Source organism: Brevundimonas sp. M1A4_2e (assembly GCF_053345555.1).
Map to the genome: position 1 here is coordinate 26233 of NZ_JBKFAI010000007.1, position 23081 is coordinate 49313.

27 protein-coding genes are annotated in these 23081 nt (G+C 68.1%); 11 read left to right on the forward strand and 16 right to left on the reverse strand.

All coding sequences use genetic code 11. The annotated features are described in order from the left end of the window. Positions 1–5: 5 nt before the first annotated feature. From ACLBV5_RS13510 to ACLBV5_RS13520, 3 genes are all read left to right on the forward strand, one after another. The gene (locus ACLBV5_RS13510; protein ID WP_447605979.1) at positions 6–2360 is read left to right on the forward strand and encodes a bifunctional diguanylate cyclase/phosphodiesterase; all 2355 of its coding nucleotides are present in this window, start codon (positions 6–8) and stop codon (positions 2358–2360) included. Positions 2361–2447: 87 nt separating this feature from the next. Then, complete coding sequence (locus tag ACLBV5_RS13515) at positions 2448–2576, forward strand: hypothetical protein (RefSeq protein ID WP_262922409.1); 129 nt, start codon at positions 2448–2450, stop codon at positions 2574–2576. Then, a complete protein-coding gene (locus ACLBV5_RS13520; RefSeq protein WP_447605980.1) occupies positions 2576–2959 on the forward strand; it encodes a hypothetical protein in 384 nt (127 codons plus the stop codon). The genes ACLBV5_RS13515 and ACLBV5_RS13520 overlap by 1 nt, the downstream gene beginning before the upstream one ends. Here the strand turns inward: ACLBV5_RS13520 and ACLBV5_RS13525 are convergent. The 4 genes from ACLBV5_RS13525 to ACLBV5_RS13540 all read right to left on the reverse strand — a co-directional run bounded on the left by ACLBV5_RS13525 (position 2956) and on the right by ACLBV5_RS13540 (position 5650). Continuing rightward, positions 2956–3381: an acyl-CoA thioesterase gene (locus ACLBV5_RS13525; protein ID WP_025978462.1), complete on the reverse strand. Its 426-nt coding sequence runs from the start codon at positions 3379–3381 to the stop codon at positions 2956–2958. The two genes, ACLBV5_RS13520 and ACLBV5_RS13525, sit on opposite strands and share 4 nt — an antisense overlap. Positions 3382–3401: 20 nt before the next feature. Next, entirely contained in the window at positions 3402–3755 is a 354-nt protein-coding gene (gene grxD, locus ACLBV5_RS13530; protein ID WP_134579900.1) for a Grx4 family monothiol glutaredoxin, read from the reverse strand. A gap of 100 nt (positions 3756–3855) precedes the next feature. Next, positions 3856–5103 (reverse strand): hypothetical protein, encoded by a 1248-nt coding sequence (locus ACLBV5_RS13535; RefSeq protein ID WP_447605981.1) that lies wholly within the window; start codon positions 5101–5103, stop codon positions 3856–3858. 166 nt (positions 5104–5269) lie between these two features. Next, positions 5270–5650 carry a hypothetical protein gene (locus ACLBV5_RS13540; protein WP_134579903.1) on the reverse strand — a complete coding sequence of 127 codons (381 nt, stop codon included), beginning with the start codon at positions 5648–5650 and terminating at the stop codon, positions 5270–5272. A 142-nt stretch (positions 5651–5792) separates the two neighbouring features. Between ACLBV5_RS13540 and ACLBV5_RS13545 the strand changes: the two genes are divergently transcribed. Both ACLBV5_RS13545 and yczE read left to right on the forward strand, forming a co-directional pair. After that, positions 5793–6026, forward strand: a complete 234-nt coding sequence (locus tag ACLBV5_RS13545) for a hypothetical protein (protein WP_447605982.1) — start codon at positions 5793–5795, stop codon at positions 6024–6026. Between the two features lie 29 nt (positions 6027–6055). Then, positions 6056–6664, forward strand: a complete 609-nt coding sequence (gene yczE / locus ACLBV5_RS13550) for a membrane protein YczE (protein ID WP_447605983.1) — start codon at positions 6056–6058, stop codon at positions 6662–6664. A gap of 4 nt (positions 6665–6668) precedes the next feature. On the opposite strand, the gene ACLBV5_RS13555 is transcribed toward yczE, so the two are convergent. After that, positions 6669–8297 carry a peptide chain release factor 3 gene (locus ACLBV5_RS13555; protein ID WP_278070536.1) on the reverse strand — a complete coding sequence of 543 codons (1629 nt, stop codon included), beginning with the start codon at positions 8295–8297 and terminating at the stop codon, positions 6669–6671. 159 nt (positions 8298–8456) lie between these two features. On the opposite strand from ACLBV5_RS13555, the gene ACLBV5_RS13560 reads away from it, so the two are divergent. Continuing rightward, entirely contained in the window at positions 8457–8597 is a 141-nt protein-coding gene (locus ACLBV5_RS13560; protein WP_253119745.1) for a hypothetical protein, read from the forward strand. Between the two features lie 11 nt (positions 8598–8608). Here ACLBV5_RS13560 and ACLBV5_RS13565 read toward each other — a convergent pair whose 3' ends face one another. The 3 genes from ACLBV5_RS13565 to ACLBV5_RS13575 all read right to left on the reverse strand — a co-directional run bounded on the left by ACLBV5_RS13565 (position 8609) and on the right by ACLBV5_RS13575 (position 11225). Then, on the reverse strand, positions 8609–10264 hold the full coding sequence (locus tag ACLBV5_RS13565; protein WP_447605984.1) for a DUF1570 domain-containing protein: 1656 nt from the start codon (positions 10262–10264) through the stop codon (positions 8609–8611). 63 nt (positions 10265–10327) lie between these two features. After that, complete coding sequence (locus ACLBV5_RS13570) at positions 10328–10708, reverse strand: hypothetical protein (RefSeq protein WP_025978454.1); 381 nt, start codon at positions 10706–10708, stop codon at positions 10328–10330. Between the two features lie 187 nt (positions 10709–10895). After that, on the reverse strand, positions 10896–11225 hold the full coding sequence (locus ACLBV5_RS13575; RefSeq protein ID WP_447605985.1) for a DUF1491 family protein: 330 nt from the start codon (positions 11223–11225) through the stop codon (positions 10896–10898). A gap of 55 nt (positions 11226–11280) precedes the next feature. Here ACLBV5_RS13575 and ACLBV5_RS13580 point away from each other — a divergent pair, with 55 nt between their 5' ends. Further along, positions 11281–12156, forward strand: a complete 876-nt coding sequence (locus ACLBV5_RS13580) for a hypothetical protein (RefSeq protein ID WP_447605986.1) — start codon at positions 11281–11283, stop codon at positions 12154–12156. A gap of 8 nt (positions 12157–12164) precedes the next feature. On the opposite strand, the gene ACLBV5_RS13585 is transcribed toward ACLBV5_RS13580, so the two are convergent. After that, positions 12165–13811 carry a sensor histidine kinase gene (locus ACLBV5_RS13585; protein ID WP_447605987.1) on the reverse strand — a complete coding sequence of 549 codons (1647 nt, stop codon included), beginning with the start codon at positions 13809–13811 and terminating at the stop codon, positions 12165–12167. Positions 13812–13943: 132 nt separating this feature from the next. Between ACLBV5_RS13585 and ACLBV5_RS13590 the strand changes: the two genes are divergently transcribed. Both ACLBV5_RS13590 and ACLBV5_RS13595 read left to right on the forward strand, forming a co-directional pair. Continuing rightward, positions 13944–14378 carry a SufE family protein gene (locus ACLBV5_RS13590; protein WP_134579915.1) on the forward strand — a complete coding sequence of 145 codons (435 nt, stop codon included), beginning with the start codon at positions 13944–13946 and terminating at the stop codon, positions 14376–14378. Positions 14379–14455: 77 nt separating this feature from the next. Then, entirely contained in the window at positions 14456–14749 is a 294-nt protein-coding gene (locus ACLBV5_RS13595) for a hypothetical protein (RefSeq protein WP_134579917.1), read from the forward strand. A 13-nt stretch (positions 14750–14762) separates the two neighbouring features. On the opposite strand, the gene ACLBV5_RS13600 is transcribed toward ACLBV5_RS13595, so the two are convergent. The 4 genes from ACLBV5_RS13600 to ACLBV5_RS13615 all read right to left on the reverse strand — a co-directional run bounded on the left by ACLBV5_RS13600 (position 14763) and on the right by ACLBV5_RS13615 (position 17237). Beyond that, positions 14763–15824, reverse strand: coding sequence for a linear amide C-N hydrolase (locus ACLBV5_RS13600; RefSeq protein WP_447605988.1), 1062 nt, complete (start codon positions 15822–15824; stop codon positions 14763–14765). Positions 15825–15867: 43 nt separating this feature from the next. Further along, a complete protein-coding gene (locus tag ACLBV5_RS13605) occupies positions 15868–16038 on the reverse strand; it encodes a hypothetical protein (protein WP_447605989.1) in 171 nt (56 codons plus the stop codon). Between the two features lie 114 nt (positions 16039–16152). Then, positions 16153–16869, reverse strand: a complete 717-nt coding sequence (locus ACLBV5_RS13610) for a DUF6456 domain-containing protein (protein ID WP_447605990.1) — start codon at positions 16867–16869, stop codon at positions 16153–16155. Continuing rightward, complete coding sequence (locus ACLBV5_RS13615) at positions 16866–17237, reverse strand: chromosomal replication initiator protein DnaA (protein WP_024353527.1); 372 nt, start codon at positions 17235–17237, stop codon at positions 16866–16868. The genes ACLBV5_RS13610 and ACLBV5_RS13615 overlap by 4 nt, the downstream gene beginning before the upstream one ends. Positions 17238–17610: 373 nt before the next feature. On the opposite strand from ACLBV5_RS13615, the gene ctrA reads away from it, so the two are divergent. Then, the gene (gene ctrA, locus ACLBV5_RS13620; RefSeq protein ID WP_024353526.1) at positions 17611–18312 is read left to right on the forward strand and encodes a response regulator transcription factor CtrA; all 702 of its coding nucleotides are present in this window, start codon (positions 17611–17613) and stop codon (positions 18310–18312) included. Positions 18313–18557: 245 nt separating this feature from the next. On the opposite strand, the gene ACLBV5_RS13625 is transcribed toward ctrA, so the two are convergent. The 3 genes from ACLBV5_RS13625 to fliI are packed head-to-tail and all read right to left on the reverse strand — an operon-like array spanning position 18558 to position 21404. Continuing rightward, positions 18558–19628, reverse strand: coding sequence for an endo-1,4-beta-xylanase (locus ACLBV5_RS13625; RefSeq protein WP_303682901.1), 1071 nt, complete (start codon positions 19626–19628; stop codon positions 18558–18560). Between the two features lie 2 nt (positions 19629–19630). Next, a complete protein-coding gene (locus ACLBV5_RS13630) occupies positions 19631–20044 on the reverse strand; it encodes a flagellar export protein FliJ (protein ID WP_303682902.1) in 414 nt (137 codons plus the stop codon). Between the two features lie 16 nt (positions 20045–20060). Beyond that, complete coding sequence (fliI, locus tag ACLBV5_RS13635) at positions 20061–21404, reverse strand: flagellar protein export ATPase FliI (RefSeq protein WP_447605991.1); 1344 nt, start codon at positions 21402–21404, stop codon at positions 20061–20063. 190 nt (positions 21405–21594) lie between these two features. Between fliI and ACLBV5_RS13640 the strand changes: the two genes are divergently transcribed. Continuing rightward, a complete protein-coding gene (locus ACLBV5_RS13640) occupies positions 21595–23079 on the forward strand; it encodes a methyl-accepting chemotaxis protein (RefSeq protein WP_447605992.1) in 1485 nt (494 codons plus the stop codon). Positions 23080–23081: the final 2 nt, after the last annotated feature.

Here is a 23081-nt window from a genome sequence, read left to right on the forward strand (position 1 = left end):
CTAGTATGCGCGTCCTCTCGTGTCTGACCGAAGATCACCATTTCGGTCTGGTGGCCTTGGCGGCTTTCATCTGCCTGGTCGGTAGCTGGGTTACCTGCGGACTTTTGCGGCGGGTCAGGGAAGAGCGCGGCGTGTCGCTGGCGTCTTGGGTGTTCCTGGGCGCGCTGGCCGGCGGCGCCACCATCTGGTGCACCCATTTCGTCGCCATGATCGCCTATCGACCCGGCGTCGAGATCGCTTATGAGCCGCTGCTCACCGGGGTGTCCTTGGCTATCGCCATTGTCGGTGTCGGCCTGGCGTTGGGCGGAGCGACGATCCGGGGGCGCTTCATGCCTGCGCTGGGCGGGGCGGTGTTCGGCCTGGCGGTCGCCGCCATGCACTTTGTCGGCATGGCGGCCATGGCGGTGGAGGCCGTGGTGCACTGGTCCTACGCCTATGTCGCCGTGGCCTTGATCGGTTCGGTCGTCTTCGGGGCCGCCGCCTTCCAGTTCAGCGCTCGTGCTGACGACCGGCTCGCTCGCCCGAAGGGAGCCGCCGCCATGGTCCTGGGCATCGTCTGCCTGCATTTCACCGCGATGGCGGCGATGGCGGTGATCCCCTTCGCCGCCACGGACGGCGTTCTGACGGGGCAGGACGCCCAGCATGTGCTCGCGCTGGGCGTTGCCGGCGTGGGGTTGCTGGTGCTGGGGGCAGGGGCCGCCAGCCACTTTCTGGACAGCCAGGCGCACGCGCTGCACCGTGAGCGTCAACAGTATCTGATCGACAGCAGCGTCGACGGCATGGCGATCGAACGCGACGGGGCCATCATCGCCGCCAATGAAGTCCTGGCGACCCTGCTGGGGGTCGAGCGCGAAGCCCTGGTAGGGGCAAGTCTGGAGCAATGGGTCGAGGACGCTCATCGTCTCGGGGACGGCGCGGTGGCCCAGACCGTGCTGCGGACCGAGGCCGGAGACATCGCCGTCGAGCTGTCGGCCCGTCGCGACCAGACGACCGCCGGCGGCGTCATGATCTACGCCGTGCGCGATCTGCGCGACCGCATGGCCCAGGAACGGCGGATCGCCCATCTGGCGAGGAACGACAGTCTGACGGGCCTGCCCAACCGGGCCTCATTTCTGGAGCGGCTGACCCGGCTGAAGAAGACGGCGGCGGAAGGCGAGACCCTGGCTCTGTTCGCCCTCGACCTCGATCGCTTCAAGGAGGTGAACGACCTGTACGGCCATGCCGTGGGCGACCAGCTTCTGTGCGTCATCGCCGAGCGGATGAAGGCGGCCCTGCATGAGGGCGAATTCATTGCGCGTCAGGGCGGAGACGAATTCCTGGCCCTGGCGTCGGTCGCCGGCCGGGATCAGGCCCTCGCCGTCGCCGAACGCCTGCGAAAGGCGGTGATGGAAACCGTCACCATAGAGCACGCCGACCTGTCGTGCGGCGCCAGCATCGGCGTGTCGCTGTGGCCGGAAGACGCCCGGGACGTTTCGACCCTGATCAACAATGCGGACCTGGCCATGTATCGCGCCAAGGCCTCGCTGACGCAGGACGTCTGCTTCTATGAGGCGGACATGGATCAGGCCGTGCGTGCGCGCCGCCGCGTCACCCAGGCCCTGCGCGAGGCGCTGGAGCGCGAGCAGTTCGAACTGCACTATCAGGTGCAGGCCTCGGTCGAGACGGGCAAGGCGACGGGCTATGAAGTCCTGCTTCGCTGGAAGAACGACGAGGGCCGCTATATCTCGCCCGTCGACTTCATCCCCGTGGCCGAGGAGAACGGGCTGATCCTGCCGATCGGCGAATGGGTCCTGCGTCAGGCCTGCCGTCAGGCCGCCGCCTGGGCCGAGCCGCACCGCATTGCGGTCAATCTGTCGCCGGTCCAGCTGAGCCATGTCGACCTGCCGCGTCTGGTGCATCAGATTCTGATCGAGACCGGCCTGTCGCCGTCGCGCCTTGAGCTGGAAATCACCGAGACGGCGATGATCACCGACATGGAGCGCACCACCCATGTCCTGCGTCAGCTGAAGGCGCTGGGCGTCACCGTGGCGATGGACGATTTCGGCACCGGCTATTCCTCCCTGTCGACGCTGAAGGCCTTCCCCTTCGACAAGATCAAGCTGGACCGCTCCTTCATGCTGGAGCTGGACGGAGCGGCGCCCCAGTCGCGCGCCATCATCCGCGCGGTGTTGACCATCGGCGAAAGCCTGTCGATCCCGGTGCTGGCCGAGGGCGTGGAGACGGCCGAGCAACTGGCCTTCCTGCGGGCTCGGGGCTGTAATGAGGTGCAAGGCTACCTGCTGGGGCGGCCCCAGCCTGAGGCTGACGCCCTGTCGCATGGCGCCGCCGTGATCCCGGCGACGGCCAGAACGGCCGCCTGAGCCGCCAGGCCGCAGCCTTTCCGATTATTCACGTGATCCGGAACGGCGACGCTGGCAGTCTTGGGCCAATCAACACGGGAAAATCCTATGCGTCGTCTCATCATCGCTCTCGCCGCCGCTGCGGTCGCCGCGCCCATGCTGTCGGGCTGCATCATCATCGCCACCGAGAAGCCGACCACGCGCGTCATCCACTCGGCCCCGGCTGAGGCGAACTGATGCGTCTGGCTGTTGTTCTGGCTGCGGCCACCCTGCTGCCCCTGCTGGGCGGCTGCGTCATCTATTCGAACGAGGGGGGCGAGAAGATCTCCATCGTCGCCGATCAGGGGACGACGCGCGTCGAGGCGCTTGAAGCCGTGCGCAAGGTCGACTTCGACGGTCAGCGGCTGAATGTCGTGGTCGGGTCCAACGGCTGCACCGAGACCTCCAGCTTCGAGGTCAAGATCAAGGACGGCGAACCGGCCGAACTGACGTTGACGCGCCGTACGCCGGACCTGTGCAAGGCTCTGGTTCCCGAAGGCGTTACGGTCAGCTGGACCTACGCCGAACTGGGTCTTGAGCCGGGCCAGCCGGTGCGCGTGCTGAACCCCATCAGCCTCTAGGCTTGAAACGGCCCCAGCATCTCTTTCGGGATGCGGGCCGGACGCAGGGTTCTGGCGTCGACCAGGCACCATTCGGAAAGCCCTTGGGCGCACAGGCGGCCTTGGGCGTCCTCAATACGGACATAGCGATTGAAGCGCGGCCCCTGCGGATCGCCGACCCAGGTGCGGGCGATCACGCCTGTCGCATCCGGTTCGATGGCGCGCAGGTAGTCGATCTCATGACGCAGGGCCAGCCAGGCCCATTTCGCGCGCGTCTCCTCGTCGAAACGCGCGTTCCAGTGCGCCGTGCCGACATCCTGCAGCCAGCCGACATAGACGACGTTGTTGACGTGGTTGTTCTCGTCGATGTGCTCCGGCCGCACCTCTAGCGGCACGACGAAGACCTCGCGGTCTTCACGCGGCTGAAGCTGCGGCCGGGCCATCGGTTCAGGCTCCGCTCGGTTTACGCTTCGCCGAGGGCGACGCCCTTCTCGGCCATCAGGGCCTGAAGCTCGCCCGACTGGAACATCTCGCGCACGATGTCCGAACCCCCGACGAACTCGCCCTTCACATAGAGCTGGGGAATGGTCGGCCAGTCGGTGAAGGCCTTGATGCCTTCGCGCAGGGCTTCGTCCTGCAGCACGTCCACGCCGACGAAGGGCGCGCCGACGTGATCCAGGATCTGAACGGCCAGCGAGGAGAAGCCGCAGCGCGGCGAGTCCGGCGTGCCCTTCATGAAGAGCACCACGTCATGCTCAGCCACCGCCTGGGCGATGAAGGCGTGGACGGGATCGGCGGCGGCGGTTTGTTCGGTCACTGTGTCGAAACCCTTCTTGAGGAGCCCGTGAGCTAGGCGCCCTTTGGGGCCGGGTCAAGGCCGGGCCAGTGCAGGGGCGGTGCAGGGCGGACTGCGCGCCTCAGGCGGACTGCGTGCGGGCGGTCAGCCGTTCGGCCCGTTCCGCCAGCGTCTGGGCGCCGTATTCGCGCGCGGTCTGGGCGGCTTCAGTCAGCATCAGGCCGACGCCGCGGGGGCTTTCGCCGGTCCACCGCGCCCGGGCCAGCGCCACCCGCGCCAGGCCGATCTGTTCGGCCGCCCAGTCCAGCGGCGTGGCCGTGACCGAAGGCCGCGCCAGACGGCGCCGCAGGCTGGTCTCGATATCCAGCAAGGCGGTCAGGTCGCCGGCGGCGCTGGCGCGGGCGGCGTCCTGGGCCACCCGCTGCTCATGGGCCAGGGCGCCCAGGATCAGGCCCCCGCCTTCGGTCAGCGCCTCAGCCTGGATCAGCACCACCGACGGCAGGGTCTCCCGCTCGGCGCGCATGACCTGGATGGCGGCCCAGTCCAGCGGGCTGTGATCGGGGGTGAACAACTGGGCGGCCACGTCGAACATGGCCTGCGCCTGATCGCGGGCGGCGGGGGCGTCGGCGACGGCCGCCAGGGCCGCCATGCCGGCCGCGCAAAGGGCCAGGGCGCGGGCGCGGCTCAGCGGCCTCTGTTCCGGAGCGGCCGCCTCGACCAGGGCGCGCAGATCGCGGCCGGCCTGATCCAGCATCTGGGGATCGCGCGCGGTCAGGCCGATGTCCAGAACCAAGGCGGCGCGGTCCAGCCGTATCTCGTCTTCCACGGTGCGCGGGCCCTTCAGGTTGGCCAGCGCGGTTTCCAGCAGGCTGGCGGCCTCGTGCATCTCCGAAAGGCGGCCGGACAGAAGCGCCAGCCGCGCGCGCAGGCGGGCGTGCAGCGCAGCCGCCGCTGCGACCGTGTCCACCCGCCGCGCCGCAGGCAGGTCGCTCAACAAATCGAGGGCGGCGGTGAGGCGTTCCGGCCCGCCGCGAAGGTCGAAGGCCAGCATGGCGGTTGCGGCCAGGTCCAGGGCGGCGCGCACCGCCTGATCGCCGTTGGCGGCGTGTTTGGCGGCGTCGCGGCCGCTGCTTTCGGCGCGCTCCAGGCTGCCGGGGGCGCCGCAGCGACGCGCGTGCTCCCGCCACAGGGCGGCGGCGCGCAAGGCGGCGTCAAACGGACGGGTGCAAGACACGCGCCCGGCGTCGGTGGCTTGCTGGCGCGCCTCGACCTCGACCAGGCCCACGCCGATCAGCTCCAGCCACCCAAGGTCGTCGCTGTCGCGCGCCTTCTCGAACAGCCGTCTGAGATCTCTGCCGAATTCGAACATTCGCCTCTATCGCCGCCTGCATCGTCCCGCTTCGGGATCAAGAGGATGATCCCTGGGTCGACCAAGCAAACGCAGCGCCGTTGGAACGGTTCGCCTTAACCATATGCACAACTTTCCGGGCGGCAGGGCGAGGGCCCGCCGCGTTGGGGGGCTGCGCGACGCGGCCTTAGCCCAGGCGGGGCGCCTTCTGACGGCAGCGCTGCAAGGTCGCGCGAGCCTCGGATTCTCCGGCGGAGAGGCGACGCACGGCGTCCAGACGGGCGCGAGTCTGTTCCGTTTCGGCTACGGCGGGATTGCGCCCGGCGACGGTGGCCGCCTGCATGGCCGCTAGCGACCAGTAGAGGGCGGCGTCATAGAGCGAGCGGCCATAACGGCTCTCTCCGCCCTCCAGTTCGGACGCCGCCTGTGTCAAACCGGCGCAACGCACCGCCTCGTCATAGGAGACGAGCCGGGCGCTGGGCGCTGGAGCCGGAGCCTGGGGCGAAGGTTGGGTCTTCGCCGAGGTCTGGGCCAGCGCCATGGCGGCGGTGACGACAAGGATGAACATCAGAACTCCACAGGCGCGGGGAGCGCCAATCTGGCCCTAATAGAGAACCACGTCCCCGTGAAGGATGAAAGACGTGTTCAGCTAAGCTTCAGGTTGCATCCGGGGCGTCGGGCATGGCGCGCCCCTGATCGCCGAGCCAACGGTGGAACTGGCGGTGGCCTCGGCCGTCCTGCCGCTGCATCTGTTCGGGCGCGAGAGCTATGGCGCGCGACAGGCCCTGATGCTGACGCCCGCCCGGTTCGTTCAGGCGGCGGCTCCGGCGCTTTACGGGGTGGTGCTGGATCGCTCGGCGGGGCTGGCCATGCTGCTGTCCAGCGGCGTCTGTCTGGTCATGTTCGCCATGACCTTCGGGCTCAGAAGAAAGCCGGGCCTTTAATTCCCGGCGCGATCAGGCAGAAGGGGGCCATGTTCATGCGCCGCTTCATCCAGCTTCAACTGGGCCTGTGCCTGTATGGCGTCGCCGCCGCCATGATGGTGCGGGCCAATCTGGGCTTGGATCCGTGGAACGTCTTCCATCAGGGCCTGTCGTTGCGCACCGGCATGAGTCTGGGGACCGCCTCCATCCTGATGGGGGTGGTGGTGATGCTGACGTGGATTCCGCTGCGGCAGAAGCCGGGGATCGGCACCCTGTTCAACATCTTCGTCATCGGCCTGTCGATGGATGCGGCGCTGGCGGTCATGCCTGAGATGACCACTCTGCCGCTTCGGCTGGCCTTCATGGCGGGGGGCGTCGTGCTGACCGCCGTAGGCGCGGCGGCCTATATCGGGGCGGGCATGGGGACGGGGCCGCGCGACGGCCTGATGGTCGGGCTGAACCAGCGGCTGGGGTGGTCGATCCGCGTGTCGCGGATGCTGATCGAGCTCAGCGTCCTGGCCGGCGGCTGGCTGCTGGGCGGCTCGGTCGGCGTCGGCACCATCGTCTTCGCCGTGGGCATCGGCCCGCTGATCCAGATCTTCCTGCCGTGGTTCCAGAGTTTGGCGCGGGAAGGCGCGCCCGCCCGCGCCAGCGCGTGATCGGTCAGCCCCGTTCCTTGGTCTTCGAGAAGGCGACCTTGGGGAAGCGTTCGGAGACGTAGCCCGTCTCCCAGCTCGACTTGGCCAGGAAGACCGGGTTCTGGTCGATATCGGCGGCCATCTGGGGTCGGTACTTGCCGGCGAAGTCCTCAAGGTCGGCCTTGGCTCCGGACACCCAGCGGGCCTCGGCATAAGGCGACGGCTCGAACATGACGTCCAGGCCGTATTCCTCGCCTAGGCGGTCGGCCATGACCTCGAACTGCAGCTGGCCCACGGCGCCGACGATGAAGTCCGCGCCCAGTTCCGGGCGGAACAGCTGGGTCACGCCTTCCTCGGCCAGACCAACCAGCGCCTTTTGCAGGTGCTTGGCCTTCAGCGGGTCCTTGACGCGGACGCGCTGCAGGATTTCCGGCGCGAAGTTGGGCAGGCCCGCAAAGCGCACCAGGCCGCTCTCCGACAGGCTGTCGCCGACGCGCAGCACGCCGTGGTTGGGAATGCCGATGACGTCGCCGGCATAGGCCTCTTCGGCCAGTTCGCGGTCCGAGGCGAAGAACATGATGGGGGCGTTCACCGACAGCTGCTTGCCGGTGTTCTGCACCTTCAGCTTCATGCCGCGCTTGAAGCTGCCCGAGGCCATGCGGAACATGGCGATGCGGTCGCGGTGGTTAGGGTCCATGTTGGCCTGGACCTTGAAGACGAAGCCGGTGACTTCGTCCTTGCTGGGTTCGACCGTGATGTCTTCGGGCGCGGGAGCGTTGCGCGTTTCGGGCGGCGCCTCCTTGCGGGCCTTCATGGTCTTGGGCGGCGGGGCCCACTCGCCGATGGCCTTCAGCAACTCCTCGATGCCGAAGTGGCGCAGGGCCGAGCCCCACAGCACAGGCGTCATATGGCCTTCCAGAAACGCCTGATGATCGAACGGCTTATAGCCCGCCTCGACCAGTTCCAGCGCATCGACCATGTCGGCCTGCTCCGTGCCCTGGAAGAAGTCGGCGGCCTGATCGAAGGGCAGGGGCGCCGGGTGTTCGCCGTCGTTGTCGGCGGTCTTGCGCGTATAGGGCTGGAAGCGGCCCTGACCGCCGACCTCGGCCAGGCCGCGCAGGCGATTGCCGCTCTCGGCCGGCCACCAGATGGGCGAGGGGTCCAGCTGCAGGCGGGACGCGATCTCATCCAGCAGGGCCATCGGGTCCTGCGCTTCGCGGTCCAGCTTGTTGATAAAGGTGATGATCGGAATGTCGCGCAGGCGGCAGACCTCGAACAGCTTCAGCGTCTGCGGCTCGATGCCTTTGGCGGCGTCCAGCACCATGATGGCGCAGTCGGCGGCGGTCAGGGTGCGATAGGTGTCTTCCGAGAAGTCTTCGTGGCCCGGCGTGTCCAGCAGGTTGAACATCTTGCCGTCGTGCTCGAACGTCATGACCGAGGCGGTGACCGAGATGCCCCGTTCCTTCTCGATCTTCATCCAGTCCGAGCGCGCCCGGCGGTTCTCGCCGCGCGCCTTGACCGCGCCCGCCGCGCGCACGGCGCCGCCCGCCAGCAGAATATGCTCGGTCAGCGTCGTCTTACCGGCGTCGGGGTGAGCGATGATGGCGAAGGTCCGACGGCGATCGGCCTCCTGGGCGAGGGTCAGTTTGGACATGGAGCTTCCTTTAGGACGCGCGACCTAGCGCGCCGGCGCTCAATTGTCGACGTTCACGATGGCGTGAGAGACCCTTCGCCTATGAGGGTTATTCGAGGCATCCTCGTTTCTGGGAGACGGCGGACCATGAGTTCGCCGCACTAGGGAAGGGAAAACGTCATGGCTCTGGTCCACCCAGGCAAGGTCGCGCCTGCACCGAACGCCTCCAAGATTCATCCGCTGGTCTGCTTTCTGGCCGGGTTCGCCCTGATCGTCCTGGCCGCAGCCGTCGTGCACACGGTGTTCGGCGTCCTGCTCTAACACCTTTCAGGTCAGGCGGCGTCGGCGGCCTGACCCGGCGCATCGGCGTCGTCTTCGTCGTCAGGCTCCGGTCCTGTTTCTAGCGGAGCCTGGTGCAGGGCCTGTCGCGCGCGGTTGATCATGGCTCGCGCCTGGCGCTTGTAGCCGCTGGAATGGGGGCTGTTGGCCACCGGCGTCAGGACCGCGATCGCCTCCGGGTTCATGCCGCGCGCCATATAGGCGTGGGCCAGTCGGGTGCGGCAGTCGAAGGACTGCGGCGCCAGGGCGCAGGCGACCTCCAGGGTGGAGATGTCGTTATCCGTCGGATAGCGCGGCTGGCCGTTTCGTACGTCGTTGAGACCCAGATAGATGCGGAAATCCAGTGGCTCGGCGTCCATCGCCCGGGCCAGATAGATGGAGGCCTGACGGCGAAGCTCATTGGCGTCGTCGACTGACCCCGCCGCTTCGGTCTGATCCAGCAGCGCCAGCGCGGCGACACGCAGGACCTGGGCGTTGTGCGTGTTGGCGTCGAGGCTCGGCGCCAGAGCCGCCAACGCCAGATCGGGGCGTTGTGACAGTCTGTGGGCACGGGCGGTGAGCAGACGGCCCACATCGGAGTCTGCGTGAAGTTCGCCTAGGGCGAAGGCCGAGCGGATCAGTTCGGCCCGGTTTTCGCTCGCCTCTTTGCGCTCGCGAACCCGACGCGCCTTTTGCGCTTCTGATTGAGTTTCATCTTCGGTCTCCTCCTCGGCCGGAGGCTTGATCGGCGCGTTATCGAGGCGCACGTCCAGCCAGATGGCGTCCGCTTGGGCTTTCGACAGCCGACTGATCGCCACCTGCGGATCTGTGACCGCAATCTGGGGCGTGGTCACGTTGATGGAGCCGGAAATATAGCGCCAGACGTCGTCCTGAAGCTGAGCGGGGGTCCGGCCTGTCGCCGCCTGCATGGCGACGACGGAATCCTCACCACCGGCCACAGCCCCCAGATAGCGTCCGAGCATCTGGGTGCGTTCGGGCGTGCTCATGAAGTAATGGGTCATGGCCCAGGCCTGGGCGTAATAGCTATGCGCCGGGTAACGTCCGGAATCCGAGATGCGCCACTTCAGCACATCCTCCATCTTGGCCCACGAGCTGAACCCCATGGTCAGGGAGTTCATCCGGCCCGGATTATGCCGTCCGAACTGGATCTTCTTATCGGTCAGGCTGGCGGTTGAGTAGAATTCGGCAAACCCCTCCACGAACCAGGATGGATAGGCGTTGGCCTGCATCTGGAACATGAAGTGGTGCGCGTATTCGTGGAAGACGACGACATCGCCCATAGAGCTGCGCGTATCGACAATCGTATAGATGCGGCCGCTGTTCGGCGAATAATAGCCCGCTACCCCCTCGCCGATGCCGGGAGACATGCGGTTCATGTCGCGTCGACCTTCGGCCATGAAGATCTCCAGCTTGGGGATCTCATGGTCGGTCTGGATGGGATAGTAGGTCCTCAGCAGGGCGTCGAAACGCTCGACCTTCTGGGCGTAGCGCCGCAGGCTGCCTTCCGAGGTGTCGCCATAGACGATGAAGTGGTCGGTTTCGGCCCGGAGCCATTCCGCCAGCGCCGGCGATGCGGCGAAGGCGCCGAGGGCGGCCGCCGCGGTCATGGCCGCGCCCCGCTTCACGCGAAACCGCATTTTCTTGTTCATCGCCCTTCGTCTCCCCAAGGCTGAGGGACAAGAAATAAAGAACGATGGTGTTCTATGGAAGCCCTAGGCGGCCAGGCGGCTCCAGACCGTCTTGTCGGCCGTGGCGGCGTCCAGGGCGCCGCGACGCGCGCGCTGATGCAGGTGACGCAACACGATCTCGGGCAAGGCGCAGAAGCGCGGCTCGACCAGTTCGGGCGCGCAACCGGCCTGCGGCGCCGCGAACAGGGCGGCGCTGACGCCTTCGGCCTTGTGGGCGATCAGCCAGGCCAGGCGGCGAGCGCGGGCGGGGTCGTTGTGGTGAAGCAGCGGGTCCTCGGCGAACAGTTCGCAGCCCATCTCCAGCACATAGTCGAACGACAGACACTCGAACCGACGCACGTCGTGGCTGGGGGCCGGGCAAGCCTCGTCGAGATCGAAAACGACGTCGTTCAGAAGAAACAGCATGGACCGCGCCCGCTCGCAGGACCGTTCTGGTCCCATGCGAGAGGTTTTAGGGCGCCGCGCTTGCGGTCCGGTTCACGAACGCGGTGAACGAGCCGGTTACCATTTTGAGCGGCCCTACCGGCCTTCGGCCTGCTTGAGGGCCGGTGCGGGGGCCTACCTATAGACCCTCTATCCCGGCGAGGGAGGGTCAGCCCTGCGTCTTCTCGGTCAGGAAGTGGCGGCCCTGGCGGTCCTCGATCTCGACGATCCAGAGGTCGGGGTCATAGCGGCGCTGGCGATCCAGATAGGCGTCCAGTTCGCCCTCGAACTCGCTGGCGACGGGCTGGATCCACAGCGGTTCGCCGTCCTGGCCGGTCGCCTCGGTCCACAGTCGGGCGGTGCGGGTGACGGTGTCATAAGCCTTGACGATGACGGCGCCGGCGCGGGCGTCGCCCTTCTTCACCACCACGGCGTTGGCGCCCTCCAGCTCGGCGCGTCGGATCAGGGCGCCGACCCAGACGTCAGTGGAAAGAAGCAAATGATTCACCCTGTTTGGAGACGGACCCGGAACCGGCGTCGGCTAGGGTGGAGGCATGAACATAGCGCTGTCGCCTCGCATAGTCAGCAGAACGCTGGCCGCGATCGTCGCACTGGCCCTCGCGGCCGGGGCGGCGACGGCTGCCGGCCAGAACTTTGGCGACGTCTATTACGAGCGCGCCTTCGTGCGCGCCGCGCAGGATAAGTGCCGCCTGTTCGAGCCGCGCCTGACGCAGGCGCTGGAGGCGGCGACGCTGCAGGCGCGCGGGGCCGCCTTGCGCGCAGGTCGCCCGGCGACCGAACTGGCCGCGACAGCCTGGCGCGCCAAGGCGCGGGCGGAGGCGACCGCCTGTGACGACGCCGAGCTGAACCGGGTCAAGACGCGGGTGCGCCACGCCTTCGCCGGATGGTCGCGCGCGGCGCGGATCAACTTCCCTGGCGACAAGGCCGTGTGGAGCGCCGACCGTTTCGAAAGCGTCCGCGACGGCTGGCGCCTGTTTCAGGACGGGGCGACCGGCGCCTCGCCTGTTCGCTTCGGCCTGACCGGCAAGGCGCCGCAGGACGCGCGTCCGGCGGCGGTCGTGTCGTTCGTCGGCAAGCCCCGACCCTATGCCGCGCGCATCGTCATGCGGGACGCGACGCGCTCGCCCCGACCATGGCTGGGAACGGACGGTCTGCCGCCGGACGGCGCGCGCCGCGCGGTCTTCGCCGCCGGGTCCGATCTCGCGCCGCGCGAGCTGCTGGTCTCAGGCGCGCGGGCGGGCGAGGTCTGGCGCTTTCCCAACAGCGCCGCCGAGGCGCTTGCGGCGCTGGACCCGCGCGAACCCTTCCTGATTGAATTCCTGTTCCGCGACGACAGCGTGGCGACGGCGCGTTTCGAGGCGGGCGATTTCGCCGCAGCCCGCGCCTTTCTGGCTATGGGCCCGGTCTGACGGCGGCGTCAGGCTTCGGCCAGAACCGGCAGTCGCAGAGCGGCGGCCGTGCCCTCGCCCAGGGTGCTGTCCAGGCTCAACGTCCCGCGATGCAGTTCGGCTAGGGCGCGGACGAGAGCCAGCCCCAGCCCGCTGCCTTTCGCCTTCTGGTCGGCTTCGCCGGCCTGCTCATAGGGGCGCCCCAGCCGCGCCAGATCAGCCTTGGCGATCCCGACGCCGGTGTCGGCGACGATCACTTCCAGCATGGTCCCCGCCGCCTGCGCCGAGGCCGTGACCGTCCCGCCCGCCGGGGTGAACTTCACTGCGTTCGACAGCAGGTTCAGCGTCATCTGCTTCAGCGCCCGCCGGTCGGCCCGGATCATCAGCGGTTCGGGCGGCAGGACGGCGTTCAAGGCCACCCCCTTGTCCTCGGCCTGAAGGCGGACCAGCGCCAGTCCGGCCGTCACCGCCTCGCGCGCGTCGAAACGCTCCAGCGCCAGCTCATAGCGGTCCGCCTCGATGCGGCTGACGTCCAGCACGTCGTTAATCAGGTCCAGCAGGTGGCCGCCCGCTTCGTGGATCGAGCGGGCGTAGTCGGCGTAGCGGGGCGGGACCGGGCCGAACAGCTCCTGCCGCATGGCGTCCGAAAAGCCGATGACGGCGTTCAGCGGAGTGCGCAGTTCGTGGCTCATATGGGCCAGGAAGCGCGACTTGCCGGCGCTCTGGGCCTCGGCCTCCATGCGGGCGGCGTCCAGTTCGGCCTCGCGGGCGTACTGCAAGGTGGCGTCCAAGGCCTGAACGATCAGGCGAGAGCCGCCGTCATCCATGCGCCGCGCCGTCAAAAGGATGCGGCGGTCCAGCGCCAGGCGGGGCGTAAAGCGGACCTGGGCCTCGCCCAGGCCGCGCGCGCGGGCGAGGGCGGCCAGGACGGCGGGGCGGTCGGCGGGATCGACGGCCGACAGCAGCCCCTCCTTGAACAGCGGCTCGACCGGCAGGGCGGCGGGCGCCGCGCCATAGGCGGCCAGGGCGCGCAGGTCCTGGTTCAGCGCCAGGGTCAGGGCCGGCTGCCCGGCCAGCAGCGTCTCGACCCCGGCCACGTCGGCTTCGGCGAGCTCCATCCGGCGGGCCGCGCGGCGGGCGCCGAGGAACAGGGCCGCGGTGGTCGCGCCGGCCGTCATCAGGGCCGAGATCCCCGCCGTGGTCGCCGCCGCGGTCGGCGCGCCCAACAGCCAGCCGGACAGCAGGCCCGCGCCCGCCGCGCCCGTGGCGGCTATGGCGGCGACCAGCACGCGGCGGCGCCCGCCCAGCGCCAGACCCGCCGCCAAGGGCGCGAAGACGAAGCCCGCCAGCGGGCCGCCCGCCCCGCCGCTGAGCGCCGCGCCCGCCAGGGCCGCCAGCGTCCACAGCGTCAGAAGGGCCGAACGGGCCTCGTCATCGTCGCGGCGCAGCAGCGTCAGCCCCGCCAGCCCCGGCGCAGCCGTGACCCCCAGAGCCAGCAGCAGGGGCGCCGCCGTCCCAGCGGCTTCGGCGCCGGTCCCTGCGCCCGTCGCGAACAGGGCCGTCACGCCGACGGCCGCCGCCCAGCCCGCGTGCCAGGCGGCCACGGCGGCGCCGTCCCCGGCGTCGTGGACCTCGGGGCGGCGGATCGGATCAAGCAGGGCGGTATGAGGCTTCAAGTGCGCCTGAGACGGACGGAGTGATAACAACCCTATATCTAGGCCGCGTCGTCTCAAGCCCCTAGGGCGCTCGCCTGTAGGGGGAGCGGCGCGCCGGTTGTGATCGCGGCGGCGGGGGCCTATGTCGCGCCCATGACTTCTACCGCCCCCGACCGCTCCATCGACGACACCCTGGCCGAACTGGTCGAAGAGTTTGACCTGTTGGGCGATTGGGAAGGGCGGATCGAATACGTCATCGACCTGGGCAAGGACCTGCCGCCCCTGCCCGTAGAGGCGCGGATCGAGGCGAACAAGGTGCCGGGCTGCGCTGCTCAGGTCTGGTTGTCGATGCGGCCCCAGGGCGAGCGGCTGTTTTTCGACGCCGACAGCGACAGCGCCCTGTCCAAGGGCAATATCGCCCTGCTGCTGCGGCTTTACTCGGGGCGGCTGCCGGGCGAGATTCTGGCGTTCGACGCCAAGGCCGCGCTGGACCGGCTGGGCCTGCCCTCGGCCCTGACGCGCCAGCGCGCCAACGGCCTGAACAGCATGGTCGGGCGCATCCGCGAGGCGGCGCTGGCGGCGAGCTGACCGGGATCGCCGCTTCTCTTCCGATTGGGCGCGATCGGGCGCATGATGAGGCGTCTCATACGGTGTGGAGCGGTCCGATGACGGCCCTGACGAAGCGCGCCCCTTCCTTTTTCAATCCTGTCCGAATGGCCGGCTGGAGCGCGGTCGGGCTGATCTTGTTGGCGCCGTTGGCGGCCATGCAGGTCACCTCCGAGGTCGCCTGGGACGCCCAGGACTTCCTGTTCGCCGCCGTCCTGCTGGTCGGGGCGGGTCTGCTGCTGGAGCTGGTTCTGTGGAAAACGCGGACCCCGCTGGTGCGGCTCATGCTGGCCGCAGCGGTGATCCTGGCTTTACTGTTGATCTGGGCCGAGGCGGCGGTCGGGATTTTCTGAAGCCCAACCGCCTTTATCGGCTTAGGACTGCGGGCCCAGGAAGGGGAAGGCGCGCGCATTGCTGAACTTGGCGGTGGCGTCGCCCGCATGGGTGTTGGTTCTCGCCCAGCTCCAGCCGCTTGACCGGGGCGCGTTCAGAGAAGTCGATCTTCTTCAGGTCCACCCAGAAGGTGTTCGGCGTCAGGGCCGACTCGAAGAAGTACAGCTTGCGCTTGTGATCCACGACCGTGCGCCAGCGCGTTGAGGAGATGTTCGGCTGATCCGGGGTCGAGATGCCGAACGGCACCGAGACGTTGCGGATCACGCTGAACACGCTGGCCACGGCCATGTTCTGGTCTTCGAACTTGGGAATGGCGTTGGCGTAGAAGGAGGCCCGCGCATAGCGGTCGGCCGCCCGGTTGGTGCCCGGCAGCATGACCGTGCCGCCGATGCCCTGCCAATAGGTGTTCAGGGCCAGCTGCTGATCGAACGTCGGCGAGTTGGTCATCACCTGGTAGTCGCGGCTGTGGTGGATCACCAGTTTGCCGTCGATGTATTCGAAGATGGCGCTGTCGCCGCCGGAATCCGACAGGGACAGGTGCAGGGTGGTCAGCCGCTCCTGACCCGGCACATTGTCGCTGACCAGGACGAAGGGTTCGTCGCGCAGGGCCTCGACCGCCTCGGCCACGGTGGCGAAATTGTCGAGGGCGTACTGGGCCCAGGCGGCGATGCTGAGGGCGGGCTTGTTCGGGTCGTAGGCCGGGTATTGCGACTCGACCAGCCACAGGACATTGGCGACCAGGCCCATCTCGTTCACGCCGTCGACGGTCGAGATGTCATAGCCGCTGGCGATGACGCTGCCGTATTTGGACATCCAGGTCAGGGAGTTGGGACCGCCGGACCCGTCCCGCGCCATGCCGCGCGGAAATATCCACAGGTTGGTCATGATCTCGTCCTTCCAGTCCATCGACCGGGCCGTGATCACCGCGCCGTCGTGGCCGTGGTAGACAAGCCGCGTGCACGCTTCGGCCGCGGGAACGGCCAGCATGAAGGCGGCGGCCAGGGCGGCGACGCCCTTCTTCATTCCGTTACGCATGTCGTCTCCTTGGGATGGGGGTCGTGAGGGAAGGGTCAGTAGGTCAGCTGCGCCCGGCCGGCGTGACGTTCCCGTCCAGCGAGGTGGCCCAGACATAGGGGCTGACCGTGACGCGCCACGGCTCATCCGTGCTGGTCTGGGCAAAGGCGGAAGAGCCGCGCGCCAGCCCCAGAGACAAGCCCAGAACCTGTGCGGCTGGACGGAAGAAGGTCATGGGGAATTCCATTCGCTGCCACCGGAAGATCGCGTCACGGTAGAACGCCCATGCTTAAGCAATGATGGAGCGACAATCGCTGATTGCATGTCGCAATGGCGCCGTTCGGCCGCATTATCCTATGCCGTAATGCTCCGCCAGCGCCTGCAGCCCCTGTTTGAGCAGGGTCTTGCCCTGACGGCGGCGTAAGGACAGCGCCTGTTCCGCCAACTGCAGAGACGTGCCGTGGATGCAGACCTGCTCGACGATGGCGCGAAGACGCGGCCCGCAGGCCTCCAGCGCCGCCTGCACCCGGGCCGAAGCGGAGATGGCGCGGTCGCTTGGCTCGATCCGTCCCGCGCCGCCGCCGGAGCCGCTGCGGGGCAGGCCGTCCCAGCGCATGGTCATGGAAGGACCGGCGGCGGCGATCTCGGCATCGGCGCGCAGCCGCTCGCCGGCCGTGACCTCGGCCGGGGTCAGCCAGGGGCGGCCCGACTGGTCCTTGCGCCGCGCCAGCCACAGGATCGGGCTCTCGCCCAGATTGGCGCGGCGCAGTGTCAGGCGGCCGTCTGCTTCCATCACCGCCCGTTCGCCCTCGATGACGCCGGGGCGGCCGGGCGGGGGCGAGGCGGGGGCGTGGTCGTTGGCCGCGCGGGGCAGCCAGCCGCCGCCCTGACGCAGCTTCAGCCCCGGCCGCTCGATCACGGCGCGGAAGGCGGCCTCATCCAGCGTCAGCACCACCCGGCTGCGCCGGTCGCCGCCGAGACGCAAGGGATAGGCGCCGTTCGCCTGGTCCAGCCAGGCGCCGGGCCGTTGCAGCAGGCTGCGCGCGCGTTCCAGTTGACGGCTCATCGGCGGCCTCCGGTTTCGGGCGCCAGATCGACCAGCGGCAGTTCCATCACCGCCCGCAGCGACCCCTCCAGCCCGTCCATCAGCGCGTCATAGTCGGGCCGGTCGCGTTCATCCTCGGCCCAGCGGCAGGCCGCGCCCGCCGTCGCCCGGTTCAGGCCGAAGGCGTGGGCGACCCGCTCCAGCGGCCAGCCAAAGGAGACGTGCGCCAGATACATGGCCGACCATCGCGCCCGGCAGGCTCTGGGCCGCACCCGCTCGCGCCGCGTCATTTCCGCGACCGGCACCCCCAGGGCCAGACCTGACAGCGACAGGGCGGCGTCCGCCCGGATGCGGTCGCCCTCCGTCACCGGCACGCGATAGGGTTCCATGATCTGCGCTTCCTCCCGTCATTCCTGTGGATGCCGCCATTATGAGTGCGTGTGGCGGGTGCGTTAGGAATGTTGTCCTATGAGGCGTCAGAAGCGGTCGCTTCCCCAGGCGGCGTCGGGCATCGGCGGGGACGGTTGTGCACGCCCCCTGTGGAAGACGCGCCAAAGGTCAACAGGGGAATGCGGCCCCCGCCCTTAATAAATTAACGAATCCTTGACTCAGGACTCTGGACGGCGATTCGCAAATCATCCTACGCGTTCCATATCGGGACCCGTTAACCCTTCTTAAGGTTTTGGCCCGTTAACGTTGGAACAAGGTTACCCGGCCGTATCTCACGTGCGGTCATCCCAAGCTTTGCCTGGAGGGGCATTAATGCGCGTCCTGTTGATCGAAGACGACCACGCGACGGCCCAAAGCATCGAACTGATGTTGAAGTCGGAAGGGTTCAACGTCTACACCACTGATTTGGGTGAGGAAGGCATCGATCTGGGCAAGATCTATGACTACGACCTCATTCTGCTGGACCTGAACCTGCCGGACATGAGCGGGCTTGAGGTTCTGCGCCAGCTGCGCAACGGCAAGATCAATACGCCGGTGATGATCCTTTCGGGCAGCCATGAGATCGACACCAAGGTCAAGACGTTCGGCGGCGGCGCCGACGACTATCTGACCAAGCCCTTCCACAAGGACGAGCTGATCGCGCGCACCCACGCCGTGGTCCGCCGTTCCAAGGGCCACGCCCAGGCGATCATCCACACCGGCGAGATCGCGGTGAACCTGGACGCCAAGACCGTCGAGGTGAACGGCCACCGCGTGCATCTGACCGGCAAGGAATACCAGATGCTGGAGCTGCTCTCCCTGCGCAAGGGCACGACCCTGACCAAGGAGATGTTCCTCAACCACCTGTACGGCGGCATGGACGAGCCGGAGCTGAAGATCATCGACGTCTTCATCTGCAAGCTGCGCAAGAAGCTGGCGACAGCTGCGGGCGGCAAGCACTACATCGAAACCGTCTGGGGCCGCGGCTATGTCCTGCGCGACCCGGCTGAAGGGGCGGCCACCGTCGCCGCTTGAAAAGATCCCTCCTGAGCCTCCACTCAGGGCCGATCCAGAAACGCCCGCCGAGTTCATCGGCGGGCGTTTTTTATATCCTTCTCCCCTTGTGGGAGAAGGTGGCAGGCGGAGCCTGACGGATGAGGGGTGTGAGCGCCTCGATCTGAGGGGCTGCTGTGGCGGTGAATGACGAACGTCAGCGGTCGCGCCGACACCCCTCATCCGAACGCCTCCGGCGCCCACCTTCTCCCACAAGGGGAGAAGGATTAATGCGCGAACGCCTCTGACAGCACGTCGAACATGGGATTGGGCCGGCCTGCGTCGTCGAATAGCAGGGGGCTGTCCTGGCCGTCGTCGTTCTTGCCCCGGCGCAGCCAGGAGTCGCTGTCGCGGACGCCCCAGACGGTGAAGGCGAAGCGCTGGGCCGGAGGCAGGTCCATGAAGGCCTCGGCCAATTCGGCCACGCGCGCGGTCTGCTGCTCGCGGCGCTGGGCGCGGGGGCGCAGGTCGGGCATCCGGCCGCCGCGCTTCAGCGAGGCGTCCAGTTCGGAGACATGGATAGGCAGGCCGAACTGTCGGGCCTCGTTCATGAAGGCGGCGATCTGGCCGCCGGGGATTTCGATGTCGAGGTGGGACTGGATGCCGATGCCCTGGATCGGCGCGCCCGCCTTCAGCAGCCGTTCAATCAGACGCAGGAAGGCCGCGCCCTTCCTGGGCGTGTTCTCCAGGTTGTAGTCGTTCAGGAACAGGGTCGCATCGGGCGCCGCGATGCGGGCCTGTTCGAAGGCGCGGATGATATAGGCGTCGATCCCGCCAAGTCCTTGGCTCCAGACGCAGTCGCGATAGCCGCTGCCGTCATCCTCGACCGGCTCGTTGACCACGTCCCAGCCGACGATCTGGCTGCGCCAGCGGCCGGCGACCTCGGCGATATAGCGGTCGTGCTCGGCGATGAAGCGCGGTCGGTCGTCGACGATGGCCGTGAACCACGGATGCTCCTGCGCGTACCAGATCAAGGCGTGGCCGAAGAGGCGGATGTCCAGATCCCGCGCGAAATAGGCGATCCGGTCCGGCGCGTCGAAGCGCAGGGAGCCGTCCTTTTGCAGGATGTACTCCATCTTCATCTCCCACTCGGGCGTGAGCTGAGAGAAGTGGGTGGAGACGAGGCGGAACCAGTCCTGATCCGACAGTTGGCCGGACATGGCGACCGTGCCGACCGGGAAGGGGGCGACGGACTTCAGCGGGCGGACGGGGCCGGCAGGCGCCGCTTCGGGCGCCTCGCCCGCACCGCATGACGCGAGCGCGATGGTGGAGGCGAGCAGGGCGCGACGGTCGATCACGTCTAGCCCTCGGCGCGGCGACGCAGGCCCATTTCGTCATAGGCGGCGGCCTCGCGCTTGGCGGCGGCCATCAGCTTGTTCAGTCGGGTGGTCTCGGCGACGTGCTCGAACTTCTTCAGTTCCTCAAAGGCGCCGGTCAGGGCGTCGCGAGCGCCTTCCTCCTCGGCGGAGACGGCGGCGATCTCGGCCTCGGCGTCGGCGCGCCGCAGCTTCCAGCCGTTGAGATAGGCCTGCAGCATCATGCCGGAGGACGGGTCGAGCCGGGCGTTCTCACGCTCGATCTCGGCCTGGGCGTCCAGCACGGCGACGCGCATCTCGGCCTGCGCCTTGCGGGCGCTGATTTCGGCCAGGCGCTTCTGCAGCGTCTCGACCTCATAGTTTGAGATGCGGATCAGGGATTGGGCCCAGGCCGTCATGCGTCGTCTCCCGCGATCATTGGTCCACCATGCCCTGGTTCAGGATGGTTTCAAGTCTGTCGAAACTGTCGTTCAGGCGCGTCACGTCGTCCTTGTCCTGGGTCAAGAAGCCTTCCAGGGCCGGGTTCAGGGCGATGGCGCGGTCGACGATGGGGTCCGCCCCGGTGCGATAGGCGCCGATGCGGATCAACTCTTCCATGTTGGAATAGGCGCTCAGGCACTGGCGCGCGCGACGGTTCAGTTCGCGCTCGGGCGGGGACTGGTTGCCGGGCATGGTGCGGCTGACGGACTTCAGCACGTCGATGGCGGGGAAGCGGCCGCGCTCGGCGATCTTGCGGTCCATCACGATGTGGCCGTCCAGGATGCCGCGCACGGCGTCGGCGATCGGCTCGTCATGGTCGCCGCCGTCCACCAACACGGTGAACAGGGCGGTGATCGGCCCCGCCTCGGTGCCGTCCAGGCGGATCGGGCCGGGACCGGCGCGCTCCAGCAGCTTGGGCAGTTCGGTGAAGACGGTCGGGGTGTAGCCCTTGGTGGTCGGCGGTTCGCCTGCGGCCAGGCCGATCTCGCGCTGGGCCATGGCGAAACGGGTGACGCTGTCCATCAGGCACAGCACCTCCAGCCCCTGGTCGCGGAAGAACTCAGCCACAGCCATGGTCATATAGGCCGCCTGCCGCCGTTTCAGCGCCGGTTCGTCGCTGGTGGCGACCACGACGACGGCGCGCTTCAGCCCCTCTTCGCCCAGGGTCTCTTCGATGAACTCGCGGACCTCGCGGCCCCGCTCGCCGATCAGGCCGACAACAACGACGTCGCACGTCGCCTGGCGCGCCAGCATGGACAGCAGCACCGACTTGCCCACGCCCGAACCGGCGAAGATGCCCAAGCGCTGGCCCCGGCTAGTGGTGGTGAAGACGTCCATCGCCCGCACCCCCAGGTCCAGCCGCTGGCCCACCCGGCCGCGCGAATGAGCGGGCGGCGGCGGGGCGCGCAAGGGGTAGGGGACAAGGCCCGGCGTCAGCGGCCCCAGGCCGTCGATCGGCTCGCCGAAGGAATCGATGATGCGGCCCAGCCACGCGGTTGTGGGGCGCACGCTGGCGGCGGCGTTGATGATTTTGATGTCGGCCCCGGGGGCCACGCCCTCGACCGGGCCGAAGGGCATCAGCAGGGCCTTGGCCTCGCGGAAGCCGACGACCTCGGCGGGCAGGGGCGGCTGGCCGCGCCGCTCGATCTCGGCCCGCGCGCCGACGGCCAAGCGGGACAGTCCGCCGCGCGACTCGATCAGCAGGCCGCTGACGCCCGCCACCTTGCCGGTGACGACCAGCGGGTCGATCGCTTCGACGGCGGCGACGAGATTACGCAAGGAAGGCCCCCAGGCCGCGAGCCGCGCGACCGATCCCAGCCACGCTGCTGCATCATGGTTAATGGTCGATGAAGTTCGGTGTGAATTGCAACTCCTGATTGCAAGTAACGAAAATGAAACCTCTCAAGCGCCAGTCTTATCCACAGACTTATCCAGTCCATCGCCGTTATTTTGAAGGGGGGCGGTTCGGATGTTCAGTGCAGGTCGTCGACAAAAACGGGCCACGGATATTGAGCGGCTTGAGGAACTGGATCGTCGGATGGCGGCGATCGGGCGGTCCCAGGCGGTGATCGAGTTCGACCTTGACGGCACGATCCGCGACGCCAACGAAAACCTGCTCCAGACCATGGGCTACGGCATGGATGAAATCCGGGGACAGCATCACCGGATGTTCCTGGACCCGGCCGAGGCGGCGTCGGCCGAGTATCTGGCCTTCTGGCGAGAGTTGAACGAGGGGCGCTTCGTCGCCCGCAAATTCCGCCGCATCGCCAAGGGCGGGCGTGAGGTCTGGCTGGAAGCGTCCTACAATCCCGTGCTGGACGAGGCGGGGCGACCGCTGAAGGTGGTCAAGCTGGCCGTCGACATCACTGAAGCCGAACAGGCCGCCCAGCGGGCCGAGCAGGAGCGCCTGGCGGCCGAGGCGGCGCAGGCTCGACTGGTCGGCGCCCTGGCGGAACAGCTTTCTCGCCTGTCAGACGGCGATCTGACGGCCGCTATCGAACAGGATATGGACGGCGCCCATCAGGCGGTGAAGGCGGACTTCAACGGCGCTGTGTCCAGCCTCAGGACTGCGCTTGAAAAGGTCCTGTCGGCGGTGACGACCCTGCGGGGCGGCTCGGACGAGATCAGTCAGGCGTCGGACGACCTGTCGCGACGCACCGAACAACAGGCGGCCAGTCTGGAAGAGACCGCGGCGGCGCTGGACCAGATCACCGCCACTGTCCAGCGCAGCGCCGAGGGCGCCCGGCAGGCGGCCTCCGTCGCCGCCAAGGCCCATGCTGAAGCCGGGCGGTCGGGCGAGGTCATGCGTCGGGCGGTGGCGGCGATGGACGGCATCAGCCGCCGCTCATCCGAGATCAGCGACATCGTCGGGGTGATCGACGAGATCGCCTTCCAGACCAACCTGCTGGCGCTGAACGCCGGGGTTGAGGCGGCGCGGGCCGGCGACAGCGGGCGCGGGTTCGCCGTGGTGGCGTCCGAGGTGCGGGCGCTGGCCCAGCGGTCGGCTGAGGCCGCCAAGGAAATCAAGGCTCTGATCTCTGCTTCAGGCGCCGCGGTGGCGCAGGGCGTCGAACTGGTCGCCGAGACCGGGCGCGCGCTGGGGACCATCGCCGAACAGGTCAATGAGATGGACGGGCTGGTCGCCGAAATCGCCGCCTCGGCCCAGGAACAGGCCTCGGGTCTGGGCCAGGTCAATCAGGCGGTGAACCAGATGGACCAGGTGACCCAGCAGAACGCCGCCATGGTCGAGCAGACCACGGCCGCCGCCGCCAACCTAAAGACCGAGGCCGAGCATCTGGCCGAACTGGTCGGGCGGTTCCGCACGGGCGCCGAAGGCGGCGTGGTGCGCGCGTTGAAGGCCTATGGCGGCCCGCCGCCGGCGCTGGAGGCGCAGCGCGCCCGTCTGCGCGCGGTCGTCAACGGCCCGGCCGCCGACGAATGGACCGAGTTCTAGGC

Bases quoted from the DNA above. Each gene is read 5' to 3' on its own strand.
- ACLBV5_RS13615 (WP_024353527.1), bottom strand. From the start codon at position 17,237: ATGGAACCCTATCGCGTGCCGGTGACGGAGGGCGACCGCATCCGGGCG.
- ACLBV5_RS13640 (WP_447605992.1), top strand. From the start codon at position 21,595: ATGTTCAGTGCAGGTCGTCGACAAAAACGGGCCACGGATATTGAGCGG.
- ACLBV5_RS13590 (WP_134579915.1), top strand. From the start codon at position 13,944: ATGACTTCTACCGCCCCCGACCGCTCCATCGACGACACCCTGGCCGAA.
- ACLBV5_RS13605 (WP_447605989.1), bottom strand. From the start codon at position 16,038: ATGACCTTCTTCCGTCCAGCCGCACAGGTTCTGGGCTTGTCTCTGGGG.
- ACLBV5_RS13595 (WP_134579917.1), top strand. From the start codon at position 14,456: ATGACGGCCCTGACGAAGCGCGCCCCTTCCTTTTTCAATCCTGTCCGA.
- ACLBV5_RS13510 (WP_447605979.1), top strand. From the start codon at position 6: ATGCGCGTCCTCTCGTGTCTGACCGAAGATCACCATTTCGGTCTGGTG.
- ACLBV5_RS13570 (WP_025978454.1), bottom strand. From the start codon at position 10,708: ATGCTGTTTCTTCTGAACGACGTCGTTTTCGATCTCGACGAGGCTTGC.
- ctrA (WP_024353526.1), top strand. From the start codon at position 17,611: ATGCGCGTCCTGTTGATCGAAGACGACCACGCGACGGCCCAAAGCATC.
- ACLBV5_RS13565 (WP_447605984.1), bottom strand. From the start codon at position 10,264: ATGAACAAGAAAATGCGGTTTCGCGTGAAGCGGGGCGCGGCCATGACC.
- ACLBV5_RS13560 (WP_253119745.1), top strand. From the start codon at position 8,457: ATGGCTCTGGTCCACCCAGGCAAGGTCGCGCCTGCACCGAACGCCTCC.
- ACLBV5_RS13555 (WP_278070536.1), bottom strand. From the start codon at position 8,297: ATGTCCAAACTGACCCTCGCCCAGGAGGCCGATCGCCGTCGGACCTTC.
- ACLBV5_RS13515 (WP_262922409.1), top strand. From the start codon at position 2,448: ATGCGTCGTCTCATCATCGCTCTCGCCGCCGCTGCGGTCGCCGCGCCC.
- ACLBV5_RS13630 (WP_303682902.1), bottom strand. From the start codon at position 20,044: ATGACGGCCTGGGCCCAATCCCTGATCCGCATCTCAAACTATGAGGTC.
- ACLBV5_RS13580 (WP_447605986.1), top strand. From the start codon at position 11,281: ATGAACATAGCGCTGTCGCCTCGCATAGTCAGCAGAACGCTGGCCGCG.
- ACLBV5_RS13525 (WP_025978462.1), bottom strand. From the start codon at position 3,381: ATGGCCCGGCCGCAGCTTCAGCCGCGTGAAGACCGCGAGGTCTTCGTC.
- ACLBV5_RS13540 (WP_134579903.1), bottom strand. From the start codon at position 5,650: ATGTTCATCCTTGTCGTCACCGCCGCCATGGCGCTGGCCCAGACCTCG.
- ACLBV5_RS13520 (WP_447605980.1), top strand. From the start codon at position 2,576: ATGCGTCTGGCTGTTGTTCTGGCTGCGGCCACCCTGCTGCCCCTGCTG.
- yczE (WP_447605983.1), top strand. From the start codon at position 6,056: ATGTTCATGCGCCGCTTCATCCAGCTTCAACTGGGCCTGTGCCTGTAT.
- ACLBV5_RS13535 (WP_447605981.1), bottom strand. From the start codon at position 5,103: ATGTTCGAATTCGGCAGAGATCTCAGACGGCTGTTCGAGAAGGCGCGC.
- ACLBV5_RS13600 (WP_447605988.1), bottom strand. From the start codon at position 15,824: ATGCGTAACGGAATGAAGAAGGGCGTCGCCGCCCTGGCCGCCGCCTTC.
- ACLBV5_RS13610 (WP_447605990.1), bottom strand. From the start codon at position 16,869: ATGAGCCGTCAACTGGAACGCGCGCGCAGCCTGCTGCAACGGCCCGGC.